Source organism: Bordetella bronchiseptica, from assembly GCF_900636925.1.
GTDB lineage: Bacteria > Pseudomonadota > Gammaproteobacteria > Burkholderiales > Burkholderiaceae_B > Bordetella > Bordetella pertussis.
In genome coordinates this window covers 4,995,937-5,019,505 of the sequence record NZ_LR134326.1, presented here as the reverse complement: position 1 = coordinate 5,019,505, position 23,569 = coordinate 4,995,937, and the positions used below count along the sequence as shown (strand labels likewise).

Here is a 23,569-nt window from a genome sequence, read left to right as displayed (position 1 = left end):
GCCCGGCCTGTTCCCGACCCTGATCAAGTCAGCATGGTTGCCCGATACGACACGGGATCATGCCGTGCAGAAATGGGTGCGGGAACAAGCAGTCAGCTTTGCGTTCAAGCAGGGCGTGGGTCGGGGCATGTGCCCGCGGGCTGGTGCAAGACGGCTGGAGGGCGGACGATCCGTTGGCCGAGAAGTCCGTCCCATGCCTGTTGAAGATAGCGGGGCGGCTAAACTGCCGTTGTCGCAACGTTGTGCCGATCACCCCAGATCCGGGGGGGGCTGCATAGCACTGCGGCCTGTCTCCCCACATAGAGCAGATGTCATGGGGCCCTCGTCGCGGTCGATCTAGTTCGGGGCGCTGGCGCGCTTTGCCGACCGTATTGGCTCAATCGACGAAAGCACAACATAACAGTGTGGATCTGAGCCTTGGACCGAAATGCGATCCTGTTGCTGGAACGTATTGGTTAGTATGGTGCCGGGGCGAATATCGAACTCCTCATCGCCTATCTGCAGGCGCGACTGTTTACAACCCGCCATGCCGGAAATGTTCACCTGCAGTTCGGTGTGCTTGTGGTTCGATGAAATCTGCATTTCCATCGTGGCGCGTTCCGGCACGGTGCCAACATAATTGGGCATGTGCGCAAACTTCTCCGCTTGGTCAGCCAGTTTTATTTGGAGCAGGCCGCCACCGTCGCGCGTGACCTGCAGGTCACGCCCCTTTAGGTAAATGAATGGATCGTACTTGGCCATCCGTTGTGCGATATACCAGACATCCGTCGTTCCAGTAAAGCGGTGGCCTTTCCCGGCCAGGACTTCGTCCAATGACATGGCTGACAGCAGGTCATTCCGCTGCGCGAGCCATAGCGATCCCCAGGTGATATCCACATAGCGCCATTTCTTGTCGACCAACACCTCTGCAGCTGCGTGGCTGGCTCGGCTATTGGCATTGGGATCTATGTACCAGAAACCTACTGACCTGGCCTCCAAGCCCAATCGGTGCATGAGTTCAAGAAACAGGTATTGATGGTTACCGCAAATTCCAAAGCCACCATCCAGGCAAATTTCCTGTTGCGCCATATTGGGCTTTATGAAGCCCGCTCCTAGCGTGCTTTGATTCCAGCTGTAGCGCGCACTACTGGCTAACGTGCGAATGAGGTTCATCGCTTCGGTCACCATGAACATCTGCGTCAAGGGAGATGCACCGGCCGCCTCCCCTTTGCCCCCTGGAGTAACGTTCGCCGCGCCTTCGCCTGCCGTCCTGACCAGGCAAGCGTAGCGCTCCATTGATTCTTTCTGCATACAAGGGAGCTGACCGCCGTCGTATCCTGAAGGCGTAGCAAGTCCGGCAGGGGGCGGACTTTCGTTGGATTTTTCAACTTCGCGGGTGGCAGGTTCGGCGGCTGGCTTTGCAGTCGCATCGGTTGCAGCGGGCGTTGCAGATGTGGCGCGTTGGAGAGCATAGCCGCCAAGACCGGAGCCGAGTAGCAGTGTCAACAGCAAACCGATGATGTAGCTCTTGCGAATCATGGCGAAAACAGTATGGAGAGCGGTAACGTTGGCTCTCGGAGGCTAAAATATACGCTTGCTTCATTCCCAGCTACGCTTGCGCATGCAAGAAGAATGCAAGCATGACGGTCAATGTGAGTTGCTCAATTTTCCGTCGCCGCCGGCTTTGGGGCTGCCTGCTGGTTCTGGGCTTGTGTTCTTGCCAGGGATGTCGCACCGGGAGTAGGGAAGCGCAAGAGCGGCGGGTGAACGTTCTTTAGCTGGCCGGCAGGAATAATGCCGTTGAACGCCATGAAATATTCAGGGCTGAAAAAATAATACAGTAAGTCGGATGGCTTATACAGGCCATTATAGACAGAATTGGAAATTCTCTTCATGACGGCGGTGATGCCCGGGTCGTCGTGCATATAGGCAATCACGAAATTCCGCGCCGCAGCGCGTCGGCTGCTTAGCAAATCATCGAAGCCGATTTTGACCACCATGCCAATGGTGGGGTCTAGCAGCAGACTGGTCCCTGAAATGGTGATCATGCCTTGCGCATAATTGCCGGTGGCCCCGCCGTCAAAACCAAGCATGCGCATCTGACTGCGCTTGGGGGTCACGTGTAGCGCATCAAGGTAGTTTCCCAGCAACAACAGATAATTGTCCGATGTCAGGGAAGGCGCGGCCAGCAGGTCGGGTAGCTTATAGGCGGAGAAGCTGCCAAAAGGTGCCGAGGCGTTTGTAGCGATCGTGGCAAAAACCACTCGATGGCCCAAGTCATCGAGCTGCATATCCTTGGTGCGCTCGGTGATTTCTGCACGGCACTCATTGTAGGCATCGGCGATGTTGGGAAGGTCGGATTTGATTTGCTGGATCAGTGCTGGCGTCAAACAGCTCAGCTTTGCCGTATCGACAGCCAGTGTTTTTATGGCACGGCTGCTCGCCCTTGCAGAATCCTGATCCGAACGGTTGTCTTGCGCCTCCAAGGCCGGTGCGGTCAGTAGACCCAATAACAGCAGTCCTGAGGCGACAATTGTCGCTACAACAATGGCCGATCGGCTCGATTGGGTAAGTTCTGGCAGTTTCATGCCTCTTCCTATTTCGCTGCGTTCGGCGAACTCATGCATGGATTCGACAGCGAAATCCTCTGCCTTGTCGGTGTGTGCAGGCCTGAGCGCTGCCACGTGCTGGTCGTCCGTATCGATGTGAAAGTACCGACCGCCGGTCGGCGCGCCCGTCGCTGTGGAGTCGTGTATGCGTTATGGCAGAACCGTCGCGTGCTGCATCCACCGCTGGAAATTCACCCAGCGCCACGCCTGCCAGGAAAACGGCGTCGCGCCGGCGATCATGGCGTCGAACTGCGCGGTGACTTCGGCGTTGCGCAGAAATGGAATGTCCGCGGCGTCCACCAGCCATTGACGCATCTGAGGCGCTGTAGCCTGCATCCACTGTTGCTCAGGGGTCGCGAAGCCGATTTTATCATCCCTATCCAGGATCGAATCCGGAACAATCCCACGCATGGCCTTGCGAAAAATGTGCTTGGTTTGACCCGAGTCGGAGACGAGGTAGCGTTCCGGAAGGCTCAGGGCGAACTCCGCAAGATCCTGGGTCAGGAAGGGCACGCGGCTTTCGACGGAGAACCGCATGGAGTTCCTGTCGCCGTGCCGCAACAGGGCGCCCAGGCCGCGGTGATACAGCGCGTGCGCCAGTTCGTTGACGAGGCGGCGTCCGCGCAGGGGCGTGGCGGCCGCCCAGGCATGGGCGGGCTCGCGCATGGTCACGCCCTGGTCGCGCAAGACCTGCGCATCCAGCCAGGCAGGGGCGTGCTGCCGGCCCGTGGCATGCCGCAGGTTGGCCAGGTGGCGGCCGCCGGCGGCCAGCGCGGCGGCCTGCAACAGCCGGGCGGGCGCGCCGCGGCCTTGCTGCCTCAGCAGCCTGGCGGCGGCGCCAAGGCGGCCGGTTTCAAGCAGGCTGGCGAGGCGCTCGGTCGGGTATCCGCCGTAGCCGCCCAGCAGTTCGTCCGCGCCTTGGCCATCCAGGGTCACGACGACGCCATGTTCGCGTGCCAGCTTGAAAACCCGGTACTGGGCGTAGATGCTGGTGCTGCCCACGGGTTCGCCCTGCACGCGGATGAGGTCGTCCAGGTCGTCCAGGAGTTCGTGCGGGGCGATATGTATCTTGTGGCCGGTGGCGCCGCAATGTTGGTTCACCAGGTCGACCCAGCGCTCTTCCGAGCGGTGCGTATCGTCGGAGATGAAACTGAATGTCTGGATGGGCAGGTCGGGTTCCAGCCAGCGCATGGCGCATACGATGGCCGAGGAATCGATGCCGCCGGACAGGGCGGCGCCGATCGGGACGTCGCTGCGCAGGTGCAGGCGGACGTTGTCCAGGAAGCGGGCGCGCAGTTCCTCGGCCGCCTCCTGGAACCCGATGGGCCGGCATTCCTGCGATGCCGGGTCATCCCACGCCATAGGCTCGCCCGCCTGGCCCGTGCGCAGGTCCAGCGTCAACAGGTGGCCGGCCGGCAGCTGCCGGATGCCGGCAATGAAGGTGTCTGGCGGCTGGTCGTACTGCCCGTAGGCCAGGTAGTCATAGGCGCGCTGCCAGTTCAGGCGCGGAGGGTGCGGCAGCAGGGCCTGGACGGCCGGCAATTCCGAGCCGAACAGCAGGCGTTCCGGGGCCGCATGGTAGTACATCGGCTTGATGCCGAAGGCATCCCGCGCCAGGGTCAGCGTCTGTTGCCGGCGATCGTACAGCGCGAAGGCGAACATGCCCTTGAAGCGGCGCAGCGCGGCGACGCCCCAATGCTGCCAGGCAGCCAGCAATACCTCCGTATCGCTGTCGCCGCGGAAGCTCGCGCCGATTTGCCGCAGTTCGGATCGCAGTTCCCGGTAATTGTAGATTTCACCGTTGAACACGACGGCCAGGCGATCGGCGTCGGCATGCATGGGCTGGTGGCCGGCCGCGCTCAGGTCGATGACCGCCAACCGGGTATGTCCCAGCGACAAGCGTCCGTGCGGCGCGGCGAAGTGCTCGCTGCCGCGATCGTCGGGCCCTCTGTGGGCCAGCTTCCGTAGTCCGGCAGCAAAGCGCGCGTCTTCGTGTTCGTCGTGGTGTCGCCACCATGCGCCCAATACACCGCACATAATTTCAGGACGTCGAAAGGAAGATTGCGGCCATGGAGTGGGAAACAGGCCTGTAGATTGAGTGAGCGATGCTATCATGGCCGGGCTTTTCTGGCTCGGCGACATGAGAATTGCGTATCTAACCTTCGAATTGCCGGACACCCGGACGGGCGTTGGTAAAAAAATACTTGCCCAGGGGAATTTCTGGCGAGCGGCTGGAAATCAGGTGCGGAATTTCGTGCTGCGTGCGCCGGCTTTCCCGGCCCTCGATGAGGTCGAGTTTCTTTGCCAGCGCCGTCCTGGCGGCCCCATGGTGGCGGCAATGTTGTCCGGCGCGCGTATAGGCGCCGCCCTCGAGGCCTGGCGGCCTGACGTGATTTACGCCCGGCAAATGCTGTGGTGGCCGGGGGCACTGCGCGCGTTGCGGGCCGCGCCGCTGATAATCGAATACAACTCCATCGCAAGGAACGAATATCGTTCCAGCTCGAAACTCAAATATTTGCTGGAAATTACCTCGTCCAGGTATTTCCCGCGGCAGGCCCGGGGTATTGTCGCGGTCACGCCAGAGTTGCTCGCCACGGTGCCGGCGACGCAGGCCGAAGGTATTGTCATCGGTAATGGTTACGACTTTGCGAAGGCGGTGCCGCGCGCTGCGCCGGATAATGCGCGCGCGCGGCTTCTGTTGGTCGGTTCTCCCGGGCAGCCGTGGTTGGGTGCGGACAAGGTGGCGCGCATGGCGGCGCTCATGCCTGAATATGATTTCGACGTGGTGGTACCCGGTTTGAAACTGGCGGGCCCGCCCAATCTATATTGCCATGGCGCATTGTTCGATGCCGACCTGGCGGCCCGCTATGCCGCCACCGATGTGGCGCTGGGCACCCTGGCCTTGCACCGCAAGGGCATGGCGCAGGCCGCGCCGTTGAAGACGCGTGAATACCTGGCGTATGGAATTCCGGTCGTGGGCGGTTATGATGATCCGGATCTCGACGGCGCTGCCTATTGGTTGAATATAGGTAATGCCGAAGACAATATTGATCGGAATATTGAGAACATCCGCAATTTCGTGACGCAATGGCGAGGCAGATTGCCCGATCGCGGGGACATCGAGTCCCGGCTTGGTTTCTCGGGCAAGGAGTGCGCGCGGTTAGATTTCTTTGAGCGAGTCCGCCAGCATGCCGGTTAGACGCATTGCGCTGATTACCAATGGGTACCCCGACATCTACGCGCGGGAGCGGTCGTTCATCCTGCCCGAACTCAAGGCGCTGCTGGCGTATGGCCACCAGGTGACGCTCGTCCCCGTGCGCGAGGTGACCGAGGTCGATCCGGATTTGCCCGACGGGGTCGCGGTGGAACGCCGGCTTGCGCATCTGTACCGCCCTTGGCAATTGCCCGCTACCGTTTTGTGGATGATGTTTCGCGGTTATTTCTGGCGCGAAGCCTGGCAGTGCCTGGGACGCGGCCGGCTGCGTTATCTGGGGCATTTCTTCAAGGAAAGCGTGCGGGCGACCAACACGCTGCGCATGCAGTCGGCATTGCGCGACTACGACGTGCTGTACACATACTGGTTCAAAGGGGAGTCGACCGGCATATCGCTGATGCCGGGAACGCACGCGCGACGGCTGACCCGCGCGCATGGCTACGACTTGTACGAGGACCGTCCCAATAACGAGGGATATATTCCCTATCGTGAAATGACGCTGCCGCGGCTGGACCGGGTCGTGGTGCTGTCCGAGGAGGCGCGTGCCTATCTGGAGCAGCGCTACCCGGCCTCGGTGGGCCGCACGGTGGTTTCTCCGCTGGGCGTCGCGCACGAATCGGACGAGAACCCCGGCCCGGAAGCGGACCGCATCGTGCTGGTGTCCTGCTCGTACCCCACGCCGAACAAACGCCTGCCCTTGATCGGCCAGTTGGCGGCGGCGGTGGCCTGCGCTCGGCCTTCAGTCAAGGTGGTCTGGATGCATTTCGGCTGCCGGCGCGAAGAGGCGGGCTTGCCCGTGGATTTTGCAGGCCCCCCCAATCTGTCGGTGCAGTTTGCCGGCGAGGCCCCCAACGAGCATATCCGCCGCTGGTACGCCACCCGGCCGGTCAGCTTCTTCGTGAATCTGAGCCAGTCCGAGGGGCAACCGGTTTCGATCATGGAGGCGATGGCGTTCGGCATTCCCGTCATGGCCACGGGCGTGGGGGGCATACCTGAAATGCTGCGCCATGGGGGCGGCATGACGTTGCCCGAGCAACCCGATGTGAATGCCGTTGCGCGCGAGATGCTGAGCCTGCTGGATGATCCGTCGCGCTACCAGGCGATGCGCGAGGCGGCCCGCGAAACCCAGCTGGCCTATTTCAATACCAGCGCCAACCACCGGACGCTGGCCGACCTGATCGGCGAGTTCTAGAACCTTGCGCGGGCTGGCTAGGCGTACGTCACCGACGCATATTCCCGTACGATCTGGCCCAGCAATTCCGCCGCTTGCCGCGGGCTGCACATTTGCAGCGAACGATCGAGCATGCGCAATTGCCCCATGAGGGTTTCGTACGGAAGGCTGTATTCCGTGGCGCGCATGATGCGGGGATGCAGGGTTTCACGGGAGTCTTCCCCGATCAGCAGTTCTTCGTACAGTTTTTCCCCGGGCCGCAGTCCCGTGATGCGAATTTCGATATCGCCATCCGGCTGGTCCGAGTTCTTTACCGTCAGTCCGTACAGGCGCACCATGCGCTCGGCCAGTTCGCGGATCAATACCGGTTCGCCCATGTCCAGCACGAAGACCGAGCCGGATTCGCCCATGGCACCGGCCTGCAGTACCAGTTGCGCGGCTTCGGGTATGGTCATGAAGTAGCGCGTGATCTCGGGATGCGTGAGCGTGATCGGCCCGCCTTCGAGGATCTGGCGCCGGAACAGCGGAACGACGCTGCCGGAGCTGCCCAGCACGTTGCCAAAGCGCACCATCGAGAAGCGGGTCTTGTCCTGGATCTGCGCGTGCGCCTGCAGGATCAGCTCGGCCAGGCGCTTGGAGGCGCCCATGACATTGGTGGGGCGCACGGCCTTGTCGGTGGAGATCAGGACGAAATCGAGCACGCCCGCCTGGATGGCGGTCTCGGCCATGTTGAGCGTGCCGAAGGCATTGGTGCGTATGCCCTCGGAGACATTGTGCTCGACGATGGGCACGTGCTTGTACGCGGCGGCGTGATAAATGGTCTGTACGCCGTGCTCCTGCAACTGGGCCAGGCAGTGGGCGGCGTCGCGCACCGACCCCAGCACGCCGGCAATTTCGATGTTGCGCTCGCCGATGCGCTGGCGCAGATCCTGCTCGATGGCGTAGAGCGCCGGTTCGGCGATCTCGAAGAGCACCAGCTTGCGGGGGCGCAAGGCCAGGATCTGGCGGCACAGTTCGGAACCAATGGAGCCGCCGGCGCCCGTGACCATGACGACCCGGTCGGTGACGCAGCGGCCCAACAGCGTATCGATGGGCGCGACCGGATCGCGTCCGAGCAGATCCTCCACCTGCACGTCACGCAGGCGCACGCCATTGGTGGGGTCGATGAGTTCGCGCATGCTCGGCACCAGCCGGATGCGCAGGCGGTATGGTTCGGCGGCTTCGACGATGCTGCGGATCTGCTTGGGCGGCGCCGAAGGCATCGCGATCAGCAGCTGCCGGATGTTGTGGCGGTCGATCAGCTTGGGCAGTTGCTCGGGCGGGTAGACCCGCAGGCCGTTGACGACCAGGCGGTGTTTACGCTTGTCGTCGTCGAGCATGGCGACGGGACGGTAATGCGGCCCCGCGCGCAGCGCCATGGCCAGTTGCGACCCGGCCCCGCCCGCGCCGTAGATCAGCACCGGCGTGCGCGGATCGGCCATGTGATGGTCGGCGGGGAACAGCAGTTTGCGGGCAATCAGCCGTACGCCGATCAGGCCCACCAGGGCGAGCGCGGCATACAGGACCAGTACGCCGCGCGAGATGGTAGCCAGCTGCAGGAAGGTGTTCCCGGCGGTCACGACCATGACCGATACCACTATTCCCCCCAGGATGGCGGCCAGCACCCGCTCGCTCATGTAGCGCAGGATATAGAGGTAGACGCCGAACGCCGCCAGGGCCGCAATGCCGCCCGCGCAGGCCAGCAGGGACAGGAACAGATACTGGTCGGTCAGGAAGAACAGCTCGAAACGCAGCCATAGCGCCAGGTGGAAAGCGCCCAGCAGGATTACGGCATCCAGCACGATCGCCAGCATCTGCTTGAACGGTCGCGGCAAGTCGACGAAGAGGCGCCGGATGGCATAGGGGAGAGTCATGACTGCGACGGACGATGCGAAAAAGGGTAGGCAAGCAGTTTGCGGATTTTACTGACTAGCGTGCTGCGGAAATGCGGCTGGACGGGACGGGGCGCCATTTTTCTGTGGCAAGACGGCCACGCATACGCCGACCAGAAACCAGAAGGGCTGCAGATAAATCATGGAACTCGGGGCCATGCCGGCGATCGCCGCGGTTATCAGGCAGATGCGTCCGGTACTGTCCGAGCGCACCAACAGCCAGCCGAGGAATGCCACCCACAGCAAGCCCAGATGAAAGAACATTTCGAGCCAAAAGAAATGCGGCGATGCCCATTGGGCGTCCGTCGCCGGCCACATCAGGTTCAATTGTCCCAGCCCCAGGCCGAATGCCCATTGCCACCAGGGCATGTCGCGGATCTGCGCATACATGTCCAGCAATAGCTGGACCCGATAAGCGGTCGAGTGGTCGCCGTTATTGGCAATCACTCCGATCTCGTCCACGGGAGGCATATCCTCGCCGGCCTGCGCGGATTGGATGGTCTCGTCGGCGGCCGCGGTGGATGCCGGCGTCAGTACGGCGCCAGCCCCGACCTGGGCCCGGGGCGCCAGGGACGGGAGGGTGCCGAACTGGAAGTTGCCATGATGCAGCACCAGGGCGGCGGCCGAGGTCGCAAGCAGCGCGCCGGCCAGCAGCGCCCGGTTGCCGTGCTTCAGGCGCCGCGCGTAGCCCAGCAGATACAGCAGCCCCAGCACGCTTGCGGCCAGCAAGATGGTGCGGCGGTTCATGGCCAGGGCATAGAACCAACAGGTGAGGTACAGGGGGAACGACAGCTTGCGCTTGATCAGGAGCCAGATGAGATTGGCGAAGACCAGGGCCGTGGCCATGTCATTGATGTTGTACCAGACGCCGCCGGTCAGGGGGTAGCTCATCCGGAAGCGGCCCGAGCCGGTCCAGGCGTCGTAGATCGGCATGGCGGCTGTGATCAGCCAGTAGAGGACAATGGGGTACAAGCCTTCGGCAAAATCCACGCGGCGGCGGACCAGCGCGTCGGCCAGCACGGTGTAGCAGACGCCTGTCAGCAGGAAGGCCAGAAAACGCAGATAACGGTCCGTATGCTCTACCCACAGCAACTGGATCAGCAGGACCGCCGCGGTCGCTGCCAGCCAGCGGGTCAGGGCACTATCCAGGACAGCACGGCGCCATTGCCGGTCCAGCGCGATCAGAGCCAGGATCAGCGCGGCGCCGAAATGAAAGGGCCGCAGCGGGTCCAGCACATAGATGGAAGAGCCGGAAAAACCCAGTGCGACGGCGCACAAGGCCAGTGGCGTGGATATGTTCGGCCAAGCCAGGGCTCGGGTCGGCGCGCTAGACAAAGCCAATGCAAACTCCGAAGAAAAGAGCGGGCGCCAGCAAACCGATTGCGATCAACCGGCCATTCAGCATGGCCTGGATCGCATGATAGACGTCGTGGGTCGGACGCGCGTCCACGATGCCGGCAATGCGGGGCTCCAGGACAAATGTGAGCAGGACGGTCGCAACGCCGTTGATCAATCCTGACAGTTGCGAAATCGTACTTCGATACTCGTGAAACACCAGCGCGAAAAAGTATGAAAGTAATACGCCCAGGCAATAGCAAAGGAAAACGATTGCGGCCAGCAGGGCGATGCGTTTTTTCGGCAGGCTGGCCGGCGCCTCCAGGGCGGTCCGGATTTCTTCAACGCGCAGTGGCGGCTGCCCCGCGCGCTTGCGCACGGCATTGGTGAGCAGCGCGATCCAGGAGTAGCGCAGCCAGTAACCCAGCAGGGACAGCAGCGCCGCGCCAAACATGGCTGCCAGCCCCATCTGGAGATAGAGCGAGGTCGGGACCTGCTTGTCGACCAGGAAGCCCAGCAGCGGCATCAGGGCCAGGTAGAAGAAGCGGGTGACCGTGGTGGTGGCGTTCTGGATGGCATAGCCGGTGACGGGCTTGCCCGCCATGCGCCCCGCGACGCGCGCGTAGTAGCTCAGATACTCGAGCAGATGGATGATCGAATAGCTGGCGATGACCAGCAGGGGTAGCAGGGTCATCATACGGAGGCGGGCTGGGTCGCACGATAAAGCCTGGCTGTTTCGGTGTAGGCGTCCAGCATCATATCCAGGCTTTTGCTCCAGGTGTATTCGCTGAGCACGCGGGCCCGCCCGGCGGCACCCAGGCGTTGACGCAACTCCGGGTTCAGGACCAGCTCCTGCAGCCTGTCGGCCGCGGCATGGGCGTCTTCACGCGCCACGATGTAGCCCGTCTTGCCGTCGACCACGACCTCGGCCGGGCCATCGGCATTGGACACCACGACCGGCAGGGCGCACGAGCAGGCTTCCAGGATGGCGACGCCGAAGCTGTCCATGCGGCTCAAGGCCACGTACACGTCCAGGGCGCGCAAGGCTTCGGGCACCTCGGCGTGCGGGATACGTCCCTTGAATTCCACCTGGTTCGCGATATGGGCGGCCTGGGCCTGCGCGCGCAGGCGCTGGAGCTGGCTTCCCGCGCCATAGATGCGCAACACCAGGCGCTCGGCCATCCCGGGCTGGCTGGCTGCCAGGGCCTGCCTGAGCAGCGCAAAGGCCTGGATCAGCGTGTCGATGCCGTAGTGGGTTTCCAGCGCCTTGACCGTGCCTATGACGATGGGGCCGTCCGCGGCCGGCGCCTGGACGGATTGGGCCGGTTGGAACAGCGCTTCGTCGATGCCGAACGGGGTAACGAAGATCGGGCGCCGCGTCAGGCCGCGCATTTCGCGCTGCATGGCGTGGCTGGTGGCCGCCAGGGCCGTCGCATGGTCGAGATTGCGCTGCAGCAATGCCTTGTGCCAGGTACTGGAGTTCGGAAACTCGTAAATGTCGCTGCCCCACGCTGACAGCAGGACGGGGGAGAAACGGGCGCGGCGCGCCAACAGGCCGTAGCCGGTCGCATAGTGAACGTTGAGCAGATCCGGGTCGATGCGTTTGAGCAGTGCCCGCAGGCGAGGCGCGGCCAGGAAGTAACCCAGCGGAGCGCGCCAGGGAAGTCGATACTGGACGATGCGCTCGTCGTACAGCGAGAGATCGGGCGTTTCCAGCGAAAGCAGGTGTACCTGCAGGCCGCGCAGGGCCAATCCGTTTGCCCAGCGGATGGTATGGATGCTACGTGCCGGTCCCAGCAAGGCTACCCTGGCAGGCGTGCGTTGCGCGAAGTCTGGCGACTGGCGAGAGGGTACGTTACTTAGCAAGATAAATCATCGAACCATCGTGGATGCGCGCGACCGGGCGCATCCTGGGGACAGTCGGATGGCGGGAAAGCCGCGGCATTGGTGCGCAAAGGCGCGACACTGCCGGGGCGCGCCATTGAGTGCGAGTCAAATTAACACAATCTCCAATGAGCGGCGTGTCTTACCCGTGGAGTAAGAGTATCAAATAGTTTCCGATTATCTGGCAACGGCCAGCAGGGTATGGGCAATGATTTTCAGGTCACCCAAAAATGTCCGTGTTTGGACATATTCGGCCTGGATACGCAATTTTTCCGGAAGAATGATTTCGCGGTATGTACGTTCGGGGTCGCTCGATTGTCCCAGGATCTCGTTTTCGTTGCGAAAGCGTATCGACGCGGGATCGGTGATTCCGGGGCGCACCGAAAGGATCAGGTTGCGCAACGCGTCCGGATACAGGACCACATAGCGGGGCACTTCGGGGCGCGGGCCGACCAGGCTCATGCTGCCGGTAAAGACGTCGATCAATTGGACCAGCTCGTCCAGTTTCCACTTGCGGATCCATTTCCCGACACGGGTTATGCGAGGGTCGGCGCCCACCGTGATCTGCCCCGCCTGCGGGTCCTGCCGCACGCTCATGCTGCGCAGCTTGTGGATGCGAAATGGCACGCCGCCCTTGCCGACGCGTTCCTGGCGGAAAAACACCGGTCCCGGGCTGTCCAGCTTGATGGCGATGGCGATCAGGGCGAGCAGCGGCAGTAGCGCCAGCAGCCCCAGCCCCGAGCAAACGACGTCAAACAGCCGTTTGATCATGGGTGCAGCAGTTGCCGTACCGATGCGATGACGCGCTGTACATCGGCATCGGTCATGCGCGAGTAGATCGGCAGGCTGGCCATGCCTTCGAATGCGGCCTGGGAATGGGGGTACATGTCAGGCGTCAGGCCATATCGGTCGCGCCAATAGGGCTGCAGGTGCAACGGCACGTAGTGCACGCTGCAGCCGATGCCGTTCTCGGTCATGCGCACGATGAAGTCGTCGCGCTTGAGCGGCGCCTGCGGATGGATGCGGATGGCGTACAGGTGCCAGGAATGCTCGTCGTCGTCGCGGTGGGCCGCGCGTTCGACGCCCGGCGTGCGGCCAGGGCTGGGGGGCAGTGTCAGCGGCAGATCGGCGAAGGCCTGGTCATAGGCCGCGGCGATCTGTGCGCGCCGGTCGCGCATTTGCTGCACGCGTTGCAACTGGACGCGGCCCATCGCGGCGGCCGTGTCGGTCATGTTGTACTTGAAGCCGGGGGCGACGATTTCGTAGTACCACGCCGGCTTCTTCGAGGTGAAGCGATCGAAGGCGTCGCGGTCGATGCCATGCAGCCGCATGACACGGCAGCGCTTGGCGAGGGCGGGGTCGCGCGTGACCACCATGCCCCCTTCGCCGGTGGCCAGCGTCTTGGTGGCGTAAAAGCTGTAGACGGTCAGGTCGCTTTCCAGGCTGCCGATACGCCGGCCTTGCCAGGAGGCGGGCAGCGCGTGGGCGGCGTCCTCGATGACTTTCAGGCCGTGCTTGCGGGCGATCTCCAGGATGCTGTCCATGTCGCAGGACAGGCCGCCGTAGTGCACCGGCACGATTGCGCGGGTGCGCGGCGTGATGGCGCGTTCGATGGCGGCGGGCGAGATGCACAGCGTGGCCGGGTCGATATCGACCAGGACCGGTTCGGCGCCCAGGTAGCGGGCGACTTCGGCGCTGGCGGTGAATGTGTGGGTGGTGGTGATGACTTCGTCGCCCGGGCCGACCCCTATGGCTTCCAGGGCCAGGTGCAGGCCGGCGGTGGCCGAATTGACGGCCACGGCCTCCACGTCGGCGCCCATGTAGGCCGCGAATTCGCGTTCGAACTCGCGGGCGTTGGGGCCGGTGGTCAGCCAGCCCGAACGCATGGATTCGGTGACCGCTTGGATTTCGGCCTCGCCGATATCGGGCAGGGCAAAGGGCAGGAAGTCGCTCATGGTGCTGGATCGCTGTAGAAGTGAGAGGCGCGCCGCCGGCGGCACCGGCCAATTCTCGCAGATTAGCGCGAGGCTGCGCGCCGTGGCGTGACAGATTGCACGGCGTCGAGGAATTGCTGCGCCAGCACCGGGTAGTCGTGGCGGGCGAGTACGTAGTCACGGCCGCGCCGGCCCATGGCCTGGCGCTCGGCGGCGGGCAGGGCGCGCAGGCCGTGCAGGGCCGCGGCCAGGGCGGCCGGATCTTCCGCCGGCACGGACACGCCGCAACGGGCGTCGGCCACGATATCGTTGCCGCTTTCGATCGATTGCACTACCGGGCAGGCCGACAGCATGTAGTCGAACAGCTTGTTGGGGCTGACGCCGAACTGGAACAGCGGGCTGCGCCTCAGGCCGATATAGGCCGCGTCGATGTCGGCCATCACGGCCTGCACGGCGGGGCGAGGCACCGGATCGGCGAAGGCGATGTGGCGCAGGCCGAGCTGGCCGGCCAGGCGCTTGAGCTCCGGTTTGTCGGGGCCATCGCCCAGCAGCAAGAGGCCGATGGGTTGGTCGCGCAGCCGCGCCATCGCCTGCAACAGCATGTCCAGCGCATTGGCGTGGCCGTGCGTGCCGGCGTAGGCAAGCACGAAATCGCATTGTTCGCGCAATTGGCGGATCTGCGCGCGTACCCGCAGATAGTCGGGGTTATCGAAGTCGGGCGAACTGTATTCCGTCACCGGCACGCCGTTGGGCACGTGCGCATACCGCCGCGGGTCCAGCCCGCGCTCGCGCATGTAGGGCAGGGCGCATGGCAGCATGGAAACGGTCAGGTCGGCGTGCCGGTACGCGTAGTCTTCCGCGTATTGCATCGACGCGATCATCGGATGCCAGGCCTTGAAGCCGCCCAGCAGCCTGGGCGTCAGCGGCCACAGGTCGTGCACTTCGAACACCAGGCGGGCGCCGGTCTGGCGGGCCAGGCGTGCCGCGGGCAGGACGTCGTAGGGATGAGTGGACGAGGCAATGACGATATCCGGCCGCCAGCCGCCAAGGTCGCGGCGCAGCCCATACAGGCGCGCGCTGAACTGCAGCATATTGAGCAGGCGGCGCGCGCCGTTGCCTTGGTACGGCAACGTGGCATACCAGAGATACTCGATGCCATCGACGTTCTCGCGCGTCAGCCGGCCGCCTGCCTGGGGGGCGCGCGCCCGGATGTGCGAGATCGTGCTGGCCGCCACTTTTACCTGATGCCCATGCCCGATCCATTCGCGGCCGAAGTAATACGGCCGGAACTCCATGCCATAGCGGGGCGAGCCTGCGTAATGGTTGATCAGCAGGATGTTCATGGCGGTGCGTGTACTACGGTGGATCAGTGGGCGGCCAGGGCGTCCACGATGCGCCGTGCGGCCTGGCCGTCGCCGTAGGGCTGCACGTCGCGCGGCTGTTCGCGCAGCGCGTCCTGGACGGCTTGCGCGACAACGGCGCTGGACACCGGCGGCGCCAGGCGATTCCAGCCGGCGTCGACCAGCTCGGTCCATTCGGTTTCGTCGCGCAGCGTGACGCAGGGGATGCGATGGAAAAACGCTTCCTTCTGCACGCCGCCGGAGTCGGTGGCGATGAGGGCGGCGTATTTCTCCAGCTGCACCATGTCCAGGTAGCCGACCGGTTCGAGCAAGGTGACGGTGGACGCCAGCTCGTCGAGCAGTCCCAGGCGGGCCAGGATGCCCCGCGTGCGCGGGTGCAGCGGCCAGACGACCTGGCGCTCGGCGGCCAACGCCTGCAGCGCGCGCACGATGGTCGTCAGGCGTTGCGCGTCGTCGGTATTTTCCGCGCGATGGATCGTGGCCAGCACATAGCCGCCCGGCTTCAGGCCATGGGCCGCCAGGGCCCGGCCTTCGGCGGTGACCCGCGCGCCGTGGTGCAGCGCGACGTCGTACATGACATCGCCGACCTGCACGACCTTCTCGCCCGACTGGCCTTCGGCGGCCAGGTGGCGCGTGGCGCTGTCGGTAGGCGTGAACAGCCAGCGCGAAATGCGGTCGGTCAGGATGCGGTTCACTTCCTCGGGCATGCGCAGGTTGAACGAACGCAGGCCGGCCTCCACGTGGGCGACCGGAATATGCAGCTTGACCGCCGCCAGCGCGCCGGCCAGGGTCGAATTGGTGTCGCCGTAGACCAGCACCACGTCCGGCTTTTCCGCCTGCATCACCTGTTCGAGCGCGACCAGCATGCGGCCGGTCATGTCGCCGTGGCCGCCGCCGTGGATGTCGAGCTGGTGGGCGGGCGTCTGCATGCCCAGTTCGTCGAAGAAGACGTCGGACATGTTGGCGTCGAAATGCTGGCCCGTGTGGACCACGACTTCCGTCAGTTCCGGGTGCTGGGCAATGGCGGCGGAGACGACGCTCGCCTTGATGAATTGCGGGCGGGCGCCCAGTACGGTCAGTATCTTCTTCGGCATGACGAAATCAGTTCAGGGCCTGGCGCAACGCGGCGACGATCTTGTCCTGGGTGGCTTCGTCCAGATCCGGGTGCATCGGCAGGCTCATGACGCGCGCGGCCAGGTCGTCGGAAACCGGCGTGGCGCCGGCGCCCTCGGCGTATTGCTCATAGGCCGGCTGCGCGTGGATGGGGCGCGGATAGTGCACGGCGGTGGGAATGCCGGCCTCCTTCAGCTGGGCGATGACGGCTTCGCGGTTGGGCACCATGACGGTGAACTGGGCCCAGACGCTGTCGCGGTCGGGGCGCACGGTTACGGTACATGCGCCGCCGGGCAAATCGGCCAGCAGTTGCTGGTAGCGCGCGCCGATCTTGATGCGTTGGGCGATTTCCCAATCGAAACGCTCCAGCTTGCCCAGCACCACGGCGCATTGCAGCGTGTCCATGCGGCCGCCCACGCCGATGCGGGTGTGGTAGTAGCGGCCCGATTGGCCGTGCACGCGGATTTCGCGCATGGCTTGCGCCAGCTCGTCGTCGTTGGTGAACAGCGCGCCGCCGTCGCCGTAGCAGCCCAGCGGCTTGCTCGGGAAGAAGCTGGTGCAGCCGATGGTCGACAGGTTGCAGCTCTTGCGGCCCTTGTAGGTGGCGCCGAAGCTCTGCGCGGCGTCTTCGATGACCGGCAGGCCGTGCCTGGCCGCGACGGCGTTGACTTCGTCCATGTCGCCGCATTGGCCGTACAGCGACACCGGGATGATGGCCTTGGTGCGCGGGGTGATCTTCGCTTCGATCTCGGACACCTTGATGTTGCAGGTATCCGGTTCGACGTCGACGAACACGGGCTTGGCGCCCAGCAGCGCGATGACTTCAGCGGTGGCCACGAAGGTGAACGAGGTGGTGATGACTTCGTCGCCGGCCTTCACGCCCAGCGCCATCAGCGAGATCAGCAGCGCCTCGGTGCCCGAGGCCACGGTGATGCAGTGCTTGGCGCCGGTGTAGGCGCACAGGGCGGCCTCCAGTTCCTTGACTTCCGGGCCCATGATGAACTGGCCGTGGTCCAGCACGGCCTGAATGCGCGGGTTGATGGTGTCGCGCAGCGCTTGGTATTGGGTTTTCAGGTCAATGAATTGCATGTCTCACTCGCCCAGTCGGCAGACGCCGTTTTCCAGGATATAAAGGTCGCCCGTATGGGGGCAGCGCGCCTGGCCGTTGCCGGCCAGGGGCAGGTCGAGCTGTTCGCCGTGGCGGCTCATCCAGCCGATCTGGCGCGCCGGCACACCGACCACCAGTGCGAAATCGGGGACGTCCTTGTTGACGACCGCGCCGGCGCCGACAAAGGCGTAGCGGCCCACTGTCGCGCCGCAGACGATGGTGCAGTTGGCGCCCAGCGTGGCGCCCTGGCGCACCAGCGTGTCGCGGTATTCGTTCTTGCGTTCGATGGCCGCGCGCGGGTTGTAGACGTTGGTGAACACCATGCTCGGACCGCAGAACACGTCGTCCTCCAGGAAAACGTTGTCGTACACCGACACGTTGTTCTGGATTTTCACGCGGTCGCCGATCCGCACACGGTTGCCGACGAAGACGTTCTGCCCCAGCGAGCAGCCTGCGCCGATCTCGGCGCCGCCGCAGATGTGGACCCAGTGCCAGATGCGGCTGTTGGCGCCGATGCGGGCGCCTTCATCGACAATGGCGGTCGGATGGATGGTGGTCATGCGTCAGTCCAGCGGCAGGGGGATGCGCACGCCGTCGCGCGCGGAGCGGTAGATGGCGGTCAGCAGGGCCAGCGATTGCAGGCCTTCGCGGCCGTCGGTTTCGGGTTCGCAGTCGCCGCGCAGGCAATTGATGACATTGTCGTAGTACAGCGGGTGCCCGAAACCGTAGACCGACGTGGTTTCGTAATTGGCTTCGCGGATCTTGTCGTCATCCGGATGCGGTTCGGCAAACTTCCATTCGTCGATGCGGTTGACCGCAACGCCGCCCACGCGAACCGTCCCCTTTTCACCGAGAATGGTGATGGAGCCTTCCAGGTTCTGCGGATAGGTCAGCATGGTGACGTTGATCGAGCCCATCGCGCCGTGGCGCCAGCGCAGCGCCGCCACGCCGGTGTCCTCGGCTTCGATGCGGCGCGCCAGCGTGGCCGTGTAGGCGTAGACGCTTTCGACCGGGCCGACCAGCCAGTCCAGCAGGTCCACGTAGTGGCTGGCCTGGTTCATGAATGCGCCGCCGTCCCATTCCCACTTGCCGCGCCAGCGGGCGGCGTCGTAATACTCCTGCGGCCGGGTCCAGAAGACGTTGACCGTCACCATGTAGATACGGCCGAAGCGGCCCTGCTCGATGGCCTTCTTGACCAGTTGCAGGGTGGCGTTGCGGCGGTTCTGCTTGACCACGAACAGGCGCACCCCGGCTTCGTCACAGGCCTTGACCATGCGCTTGCCGTCTTCCCAGCGGGTAGCCATGGGCTTCTCGCTGACCACGTGGCGACCGGCCTGGGCCACTTCGATGGCTTGCCAGGGGTGCAGGCCGGACGGGGTGGCCAGCACCAGCGCGTCGGCATTGCCTTGCGCCAGCATGTCGCTGAGCGAGGAGAACGGCCGCGCCCCGGTGGCCGCCTCGGCAGCCTGCAGCGCCTCGGGGTTGGTATCGCAGATTTCGACCAGCTCGGCGCGGTCGCCGTGCTGCGCGATCGCGCCGATATGGTTCTTGGAAATGCGGCCGCAACCAACTAAGCCGAAACGGATTTTTCGATCGGTGATGGGAAGTGAGCTCATGAACGCCGAGGGATTGAGGTAAATTGCCGAAATTCTTCTTATGCCGCCCCGGACAGCAGCGGGCGAAAATAAGCGGCAATAATACCGCGAATCCCGTAGGGATTTTCCTGACAAATCTCGTTGGTTATTGATGCCAAATCGTATTCTCATCGTTCGCACCTCGTCGCTTGGCGATTTGGTGCATATGCTGCCTGCTATTTCCGATATCGCCCGATACGTTCCCGATACCCAGATTGACTGGGTTGCGGAAGAGGCTTTTGCCGATATCCCGAAATGGCATCCGGCGGTCAATGAGGTGATCAAGGTGGCACACCGGCGCTGGCGCAAGGCCTGGTGGTCCGAGCCGGTGCGCCAGGAACGCCGCGCGCTGGCCGAGCGCCTGCGCTCGGTGTCCTACGATGTCGTGCTGGATATGCAGGGGCTGCTGAAATCGGCCTGGCTGGTGCGGCAGACCCGCGGAGTGCGCCACGGCCTGGACTGGCGCTCCGCGCGCGAACCGTTGGCGTCGCTGTTTTACAACGTCCGGCACCGGGTGGAGTTCTGGCAGCCGGCCGTGGTGCGCCAGCGCAAGCTGGCCGCGTTGACCTTTGGCTACAACTACGCGGGATCGCCCGACTTCGGATTGCAGGCATTCGGCCGGGCCGCGCAGGCCGACGATGCGCCGGCCGATCCGGGCCGCCGCATGCTGCACCTGGCGGCCGACCGGGGTTATGCGGTGATCATGCCGTCGGCCAGCCGCGACGACAAACTGTGGCCCGAGGACGATTGGCGCGCCGTATTCCGGCGGCTGCAGGATGCCGGCTGCGCCCTGCGCCTGCTGGCCGGCAACGAGCAGGAGGCCGAGCGCGCCCGCGTGCTGGTTGCCGGCATGGAGGGCGTGGAAGTGCTGCCGCGCATGGATTTGACGTCGGTGGCGCAGGTGCTGGCCGGCGCCCGCCTGATGGTGGGGCTGGACAGCGGCCTGACGCATCTGTCGGCGGCGCTGGGCCGTCCGACCATCGGCATCTATCGTGCCTCGACGCCGGTGCGTACGCCGCTGGTGGGGCCCAGCTACACGGCCAGCCTGGGCGACCGTGGCGCCTCGCCATCGCGCGAGGCCGTGCTGGCCTCGGTCGAGCAGGCCCTGGCGGCGGCCTGACATGGGCCGCGGCGTCTATACCCTGGCGTTGCGGGGCCTGGCGCCGTTGATCTGGCTATGGATGTGGCGCCGCGCGCGGCGCGCGGGCGGCCAGTGGGAGTTGTTCGCGCCGGCCCGCTTCGGTCGCGCCGGCGCGCGCGCGCCCGCGCCGCTGGCCGCGCCGGTCTGGGTGCATGCGGTCAGCCTGGGCGAGACGCGCGCGGCGCAGCCGCTGGTCCAGGCCCTGCTGGAGCGTGGCCTGCCCGTCCTGTTGACCCATACCACCGCCACCGGCCGGGCCGAGGGCGAGCGCCTGTTCGGCGCGGCGATCGGACGCGGGCAATTGCAGCAAGCCTGGCTGCCCTACGATTTTCCTGGCGCGACGCGGCGCTTCCTGGCGCGCCATGCGCCCCGCTGCGGTTTGCTGATAGAGCGGGAAGTCTGGCCCAATCTGCTGGCGGCGGCGCGCGCGCAGGGGGTGCCGATGGCGCTGGTCAGCGCGCGCTTTTCCGCTTCGTCGCTGCGCCAGGCCGGCTGGCTGGGCCAGGCGCTGCGTGAGGCCCTGGCGGGCCTGGGGCGGGTGCTGGCGCAGACCGACGAGGATGGCGCGCGCCTGTGCCAGGCTGGTGCGAATGCCTACACGGTGACCGGCAGCCTGAAGTTCGACGTGGCGCTGCCCGAGGCGCAATTGCGGGTCGGACACGCCTGGGCCGGGGCGACGGGCCGGCCCGTGATTGCGCTGGCGAGCACGCGCGAGGGCGAGGATGCCATGTTCATCGAGGCGATCGGCGCCTTGCAGGCGCATCGCGCCGCCACGCCGCGGCCGCTGATCCTGCTGATTCCTCGCCATCCCCAGCGTTTCGACGAGGCGGCCGCCCAGTTGCAGGCGGCCGGCCTGGCCTATGCGCGGCGCTCGGCCGGCTCGGGCGAGCCCGGACCGCATATCGACGTACTGCTGGGCGATACCCTGGGCGAGATGCCGTTCTACTACGCGGCCGCCGATGTTGCCATCGTGGGGGGCAGCTTCGCCAGGCTGGGCGGGCAGAACCTGATCGAAGCCTGCGCGGCCGGCACGCCGGTCATCGTCGGCCCGCATACGTTCAATTTCAAGGATGCCGCCCGGGACGCCATTGCGGCGGGGGCGGCGCTGCGTGCGCCCGACGCGCGCACCGCGCTCGATTGGGCGCTGCAGCTGCTGGCCGAGCCGGCACGCCGGCAGGCCATGAGCGAGGCCGCGCGCGCCTGGACCGCCGCGCATGCCGGCGCCACGCGGCGCACGCTGGACGCGCTGGAGGATTGGCTGGGATAGCCCGCCGTGCGGGTCGTCAGGGCCGCAGCACCTTGACCTGGTCGGCCTTCATTTCCTGGTTCAGGCGAGCGGCGTCGCGCCCTTCATCGGCGGGACGCAGGCCCAGCCAGCCCTGGCCCAGCGCATAGACCCACAGGTTGGCCGCGACGATCAGGAGGAACAGGATGCGCATGGGAAATCCGCCGGGTGTGGGGGGGTCAGGCCGTTGGCGCGCCGTGCGCGGCGAGCGCCGCCAGGCCGTCGAGCACGGGGCTGTCGAGGTAGGTGGGCCGCGGCGTGGCGCCGAAGGCGGCGCCGGTGACCGCCAGCAGGCGCTCGGCTTCCTGCCGCACTTCGGGCCACCCGCCGCCGGCGACATAGATCTCCGGCGCCTGGCCGTAGCGTTGGCGGCCGGCCAGCCATTGCCGCACGATCGCGCCGGCCTGGGCGGCGGCGATGCCGCTGGCGATGGCCTGATGGGTGTCGATGGGGTAGTCGGCCACCAGGCCGTCGGCCAGGGGCAGGTGGGCGGTGCCGTGGGCCAGCGCGCCGCGCATCATGGCGGGGCCGGGCAGGATCAGCCCGCCGGGAAAGACATTGTCGGGCCCGATGGTGTCCAGCGTGGTGGCCGTGCCGAAACTGGCCACCAGCAGCGGCGGGTGCACGGACGGCTGGCGCGCCAGCACGCCCACCATGCACGCCCAGCGGTCGGCGCCCAGTTGGTCGGGATTGCGATAGCCGTTGCGCAGCCCCATGGCCAGGGGCTGGGCCCGCAGCCACCGGATGTCGCAACCGCCCGCGCGCAGCGTGGCGGCAATGGCTTGGCCGCGGGCAAGCCCGGCGACGTTCACGCCCAGCGCCCGTTGCGGGCGCCTGGGCAAGGTGGCCAGCCAGCGGCCCAGCGCGTCCAGGTCGAGATTGTCGAAGGCGACGGGGGCGGGCTCGCGCGCCGCCTGTGGCGCGTCCGGGTCAAACCAGCCGACTTTGAGGCGGCTGTTGCCGGAGTCGATGAGGATAATCATGCTTGGGGCCGGATCGAAATTTCGCCGACGGAGACGGGCCGCATTCCATCGGCAGCCTGCACCAGCAAGCGGCCATGGTCGTCCACGCCGCTGGCCGCGCCGGTGTAGAGGATTTCGCCGCGATCGATCACGTTGACCGGGCGCCCGGCCAGGGCATCGACCCGGGCAAAGCGCGCGCCGAAGGCGCCAAAGCCCTCCTGCTGCAGCGTATGCGCGGCGTCTTGCCAGGCCCGCGCCACGGTGGCGACCAGGTCGGCCGCCGCGTCCGGACCTTTTTCGCCGGGGCCGGCGACGTCATTCCAGTCGGCCACGGAACGCTGCAGCGCCTGCGACAGCGCATCGCCGCCATGCAGGTTCAGGCCCATGCCGATGACGACGGCGTGGCCCGTGCCGGCCGGGTTGCGGACCGATTCGACCAGCACGCCGGCCAGCTTCGCGTCGTGCCACTGTACGTCGTTGGGCCACTTCACCAGCAGGCCGGCGGGTTGGCCGACCAGTTGGCGCAGCGCTTCGCAGGCAGCCATGCCGGCCAGCGGCGACAGCGCGGGCAGTTGCGACGGCGGCAGGTCCACGTCGAAGGCACACGAGAACATCAGGGCCGCGCCCACCCGGTTTTGCCAGGGGCGGCCGGCGCGGCCGCGTCCGCTTTCCTGCAGGTGCGCGCCGAGCAGGCAGGGCCGCGCCCCGCCGCCGGCGCGTGCGCGCGCCAGCAGGTCGGCGTTGGTCGAGCCGGTGCTTCCGACCCAGGAGATATCCCGGAATGCAGGCAGGCGAGCGGCGATGGCCCGGGCCAGCGCAGCGGGCTCGGGCAGCGAGAGGGAACGGACTTCGGCTGACATGGGCGCGATTGTAATGGCACCCATTGCGGGGGCGGGACGTATATCATT

The 23,569-nt window shown here is 65.4% G+C and carries 21 protein-coding genes; 4 read left to right on the top strand and 17 right to left on the bottom strand.

Going from position 1 to position 23,569, the window contains the following annotated elements:
* Positions 1-336: 336 nt before the first annotated feature.
* From EL288_RS23475 to asnB, 3 genes are all read right to left on the bottom strand, one after another.
* On the bottom strand, positions 337-1,518 hold the full coding sequence (locus tag EL288_RS23475) for a transglutaminase domain-containing protein (RefSeq protein WP_003807094.1): 1,182 nt from the start codon (positions 1,516-1,518) through the stop codon (positions 337-339).
* Between the two features lie 122 nt (positions 1,519-1,640).
* Positions 1,641-2,567 (bottom strand): hypothetical protein, encoded by a 927-nt coding sequence (locus tag EL288_RS23470; protein ID WP_230591642.1) that lies wholly within the window; start codon positions 2,565-2,567, stop codon positions 1,641-1,643.
* Between the two features lie 171 nt (positions 2,568-2,738).
* Complete coding sequence (gene asnB, locus EL288_RS23465) at positions 2,739-4,625, bottom strand: asparagine synthase (glutamine-hydrolyzing) (protein WP_033449695.1); 1,887 nt, start codon at positions 4,623-4,625, stop codon at positions 2,739-2,741.
* A 61-nt stretch (positions 4,626-4,686) separates the two neighbouring features.
* Between asnB and EL288_RS23460 the strand changes: the two genes are divergently transcribed.
* Together EL288_RS23460 and EL288_RS23455 are read left to right on the top strand one after the other, a co-directional pair.
* Positions 4,687-5,787 (top strand): glycosyltransferase family protein, encoded by a 1,101-nt coding sequence (locus EL288_RS23460; RefSeq protein WP_003807097.1) that lies wholly within the window; start codon positions 4,687-4,689, stop codon positions 5,785-5,787.
* The gene (locus EL288_RS23455) at positions 5,777-6,994 is read left to right on the top strand and encodes a glycosyltransferase (protein ID WP_003807098.1); all 1,218 of its coding nucleotides are present in this window, start codon (positions 5,777-5,779) and stop codon (positions 6,992-6,994) included. The genes EL288_RS23460 and EL288_RS23455 overlap by 11 nt, the downstream gene beginning before the upstream one ends.
* Before the next feature lie 17 nt (positions 6,995-7,011).
* Here the strand turns inward: EL288_RS23455 and wlbL are convergent, their stop codons facing one another.
* The 11 genes from wlbL to wlbA all read right to left on the bottom strand — a co-directional run bounded on the left by wlbL (position 7,012) and on the right by wlbA (position 19,255).
* Positions 7,012-8,886: an O-antigen biosynthesis protein WlbL gene (gene wlbL, locus EL288_RS23450; RefSeq protein WP_003807099.1), complete on the bottom strand. Its 1,875-nt coding sequence runs from the start codon at positions 8,884-8,886 to the stop codon at positions 7,012-7,014.
* Between the two features lie 48 nt (positions 8,887-8,934).
* Positions 8,935-10,245, bottom strand: coding sequence for a hypothetical protein (locus EL288_RS23445; protein WP_225665472.1), 1,311 nt, complete (start codon positions 10,243-10,245; stop codon positions 8,935-8,937).
* Positions 10,232-10,936, bottom strand: a complete 705-nt coding sequence (gene wlbI, locus EL288_RS23440; protein ID WP_003807102.1) for an O-antigen biosynthesis protein WlbI — start codon at positions 10,934-10,936, stop codon at positions 10,232-10,234. Before wlbI ends, EL288_RS23445 begins: the two co-directional genes overlap by 14 nt.
* On the bottom strand, positions 10,933-12,105 hold the full coding sequence (wlbH, locus tag EL288_RS23435) for an O-antigen biosynthesis protein WlbH (protein ID WP_010929609.1): 1,173 nt from the start codon (positions 12,103-12,105) through the stop codon (positions 10,933-10,935). The genes wlbI and wlbH overlap by 4 nt, the downstream gene beginning before the upstream one ends.
* A 195-nt stretch (positions 12,106-12,300) precedes the next feature.
* A complete protein-coding gene (gene wlbG / locus EL288_RS23430; protein WP_003807105.1) occupies positions 12,301-12,894 on the bottom strand; it encodes an O-antigen biosynthesis protein WlbG in 594 nt (197 codons plus the stop codon).
* Positions 12,891-14,078 (bottom strand): O-antigen biosynthesis aminotransferase WlbF, encoded by a 1,188-nt coding sequence (gene wlbF / locus EL288_RS23425; RefSeq protein ID WP_033449698.1) that lies wholly within the window; start codon positions 14,076-14,078, stop codon positions 12,891-12,893. The genes wlbG and wlbF overlap by 4 nt, the downstream gene beginning before the upstream one ends.
* Positions 14,079-14,140: 62 nt before the next feature.
* Positions 14,141-15,400: an O-antigen biosynthesis protein WlbE gene (gene wlbE / locus EL288_RS23420; protein WP_003807109.1), complete on the bottom strand. Its 1,260-nt coding sequence runs from the start codon at positions 15,398-15,400 to the stop codon at positions 14,141-14,143.
* Between the two features lie 23 nt (positions 15,401-15,423).
* The gene (wlbD, locus tag EL288_RS23415) at positions 15,424-16,512 is read right to left on the bottom strand and encodes an O-antigen biosynthesis protein WlbD (RefSeq protein ID WP_033447875.1); all 1,089 of its coding nucleotides are present in this window, start codon (positions 16,510-16,512) and stop codon (positions 15,424-15,426) included.
* 7 nt (positions 16,513-16,519) lie between these two features.
* Complete coding sequence (wlbC, locus tag EL288_RS23410; protein ID WP_003807112.1) at positions 16,520-17,620, bottom strand: O-antigen biosynthesis protein WlbC; 1,101 nt, start codon at positions 17,618-17,620, stop codon at positions 16,520-16,522.
* A 3-nt stretch (positions 17,621-17,623) separates the two neighbouring features.
* Positions 17,624-18,199, bottom strand: coding sequence for an O-antigen biosynthesis protein WlbB (gene wlbB / locus EL288_RS23405; protein WP_003807114.1), 576 nt, complete (start codon positions 18,197-18,199; stop codon positions 17,624-17,626).
* A gap of 3 nt (positions 18,200-18,202) precedes the next feature.
* Complete coding sequence (wlbA, locus tag EL288_RS23400) at positions 18,203-19,255, bottom strand: O-antigen biosynthesis protein WlbA (RefSeq protein ID WP_003807115.1); 1,053 nt, start codon at positions 19,253-19,255, stop codon at positions 18,203-18,205.
* 130 nt (positions 19,256-19,385) lie between these two features.
* Here wlbA and waaC point away from each other — a divergent pair, with 130 nt between their 5' ends.
* Both waaC and EL288_RS23390 read left to right on the top strand, forming a co-directional pair.
* Entirely contained in the window at positions 19,386-20,393 is a 1,008-nt protein-coding gene (gene waaC, locus EL288_RS23395) for a lipopolysaccharide heptosyltransferase I (RefSeq protein WP_014905414.1), read from the top strand.
* A gap of 1 nt (position 20,394) precedes the next feature.
* Positions 20,395-21,681, top strand: a complete 1,287-nt coding sequence (locus EL288_RS23390; protein WP_033447880.1) for a 3-deoxy-D-manno-octulosonic acid transferase — start codon at positions 20,395-20,397, stop codon at positions 21,679-21,681.
* Between the two features lie 16 nt (positions 21,682-21,697).
* On the opposite strand, the gene EL288_RS23385 is transcribed toward EL288_RS23390, so the two are convergent.
* Genes EL288_RS23385 through EL288_RS23375 form a run of 3 tightly spaced genes read right to left on the bottom strand, consistent with a single transcriptional unit; the run spans position 21,698 to position 23,545 of the window.
* Positions 21,698-21,853 (bottom strand): hypothetical protein, encoded by a 156-nt coding sequence (locus tag EL288_RS23385; RefSeq protein WP_003807124.1) that lies wholly within the window; start codon positions 21,851-21,853, stop codon positions 21,698-21,700.
* 25 nt (positions 21,854-21,878) lie between these two features.
* Positions 21,879-22,682, bottom strand: coding sequence for a type III pantothenate kinase (locus EL288_RS23380; RefSeq protein ID WP_003807125.1), 804 nt, complete (start codon positions 22,680-22,682; stop codon positions 21,879-21,881).
* The gene (locus tag EL288_RS23375) at positions 22,679-23,545 is read right to left on the bottom strand and encodes a biotin--[acetyl-CoA-carboxylase] ligase (protein ID WP_033447888.1); all 867 of its coding nucleotides are present in this window, start codon (positions 23,543-23,545) and stop codon (positions 22,679-22,681) included. The genes EL288_RS23380 and EL288_RS23375 overlap by 4 nt, the downstream gene beginning before the upstream one ends.
* Between the last annotated feature and the right edge of the window lie 24 nt (positions 23,546-23,569).

Bases quoted from the DNA above. Each gene is read 5' to 3' on its own strand.
- EL288_RS23380 (WP_003807125.1), bottom strand. From the start codon at position 22,682: ATGATTATCCTCATCGACTCCGGCAACAGCCGCCTCAAAGTCGGCTGG.
- EL288_RS23475 (WP_003807094.1), bottom strand. From the start codon at position 1,518: ATGATTCGCAAGAGCTACATCATCGGTTTGCTGTTGACACTGCTACTC.
- wlbF (WP_033449698.1), bottom strand. From the start codon at position 14,078: ATGAGCGACTTCCTGCCCTTTGCCCTGCCCGATATCGGCGAGGCCGAA.
- wlbB (WP_003807114.1), bottom strand. From the start codon at position 18,199: ATGACCACCATCCATCCGACCGCCATTGTCGATGAAGGCGCCCGCATC.
- wlbL (WP_003807099.1), bottom strand. From the start codon at position 8,886: ATGACTCTCCCCTATGCCATCCGGCGCCTCTTCGTCGACTTGCCGCGA.
- wlbA (WP_003807115.1), bottom strand. From the start codon at position 19,255: ATGAGCTCACTTCCCATCACCGATCGAAAAATCCGTTTCGGCTTAGTT.
- EL288_RS23375 (WP_033447888.1), bottom strand. From the start codon at position 23,545: ATGGGTGCCATTACAATCGCGCCCATGTCAGCCGAAGTCCGTTCCCTC.
- EL288_RS23455 (WP_003807098.1), top strand. From the start codon at position 5,777: ATGCCGGTTAGACGCATTGCGCTGATTACCAATGGGTACCCCGACATC.
- asnB (WP_033449695.1), bottom strand. From the start codon at position 4,625: ATGTGCGGTGTATTGGGCGCATGGTGGCGACACCACGACGAACACGAA.
- waaC (WP_014905414.1), top strand. From the start codon at position 19,386: ATGCCAAATCGTATTCTCATCGTTCGCACCTCGTCGCTTGGCGATTTG.
- EL288_RS23390 (WP_033447880.1), top strand. From the start codon at position 20,395: ATGGGCCGCGGCGTCTATACCCTGGCGTTGCGGGGCCTGGCGCCGTTG.
- wlbE (WP_003807109.1), bottom strand. From the start codon at position 15,400: ATGAACATCCTGCTGATCAACCATTACGCAGGCTCGCCCCGCTATGGC.
- EL288_RS23470 (WP_230591642.1), bottom strand. From the start codon at position 2,567: ATGAAACTGCCAGAACTTACCCAATCGAGCCGATCGGCCATTGTTGTA.
- wlbC (WP_003807112.1), bottom strand. From the start codon at position 17,620: ATGCAATTCATTGACCTGAAAACCCAATACCAAGCGCTGCGCGACACC.
- wlbG (WP_003807105.1), bottom strand. From the start codon at position 12,894: ATGATCAAACGGCTGTTTGACGTCGTTTGCTCGGGGCTGGGGCTGCTG.
- wlbD (WP_033447875.1), bottom strand. From the start codon at position 16,512: ATGCCGAAGAAGATACTGACCGTACTGGGCGCCCGCCCGCAATTCATC.
- EL288_RS23385 (WP_003807124.1), bottom strand. From the start codon at position 21,853: ATGCGCATCCTGTTCCTCCTGATCGTCGCGGCCAACCTGTGGGTCTAT.
- wlbI (WP_003807102.1), bottom strand. From the start codon at position 10,936: ATGATGACCCTGCTACCCCTGCTGGTCATCGCCAGCTATTCGATCATC.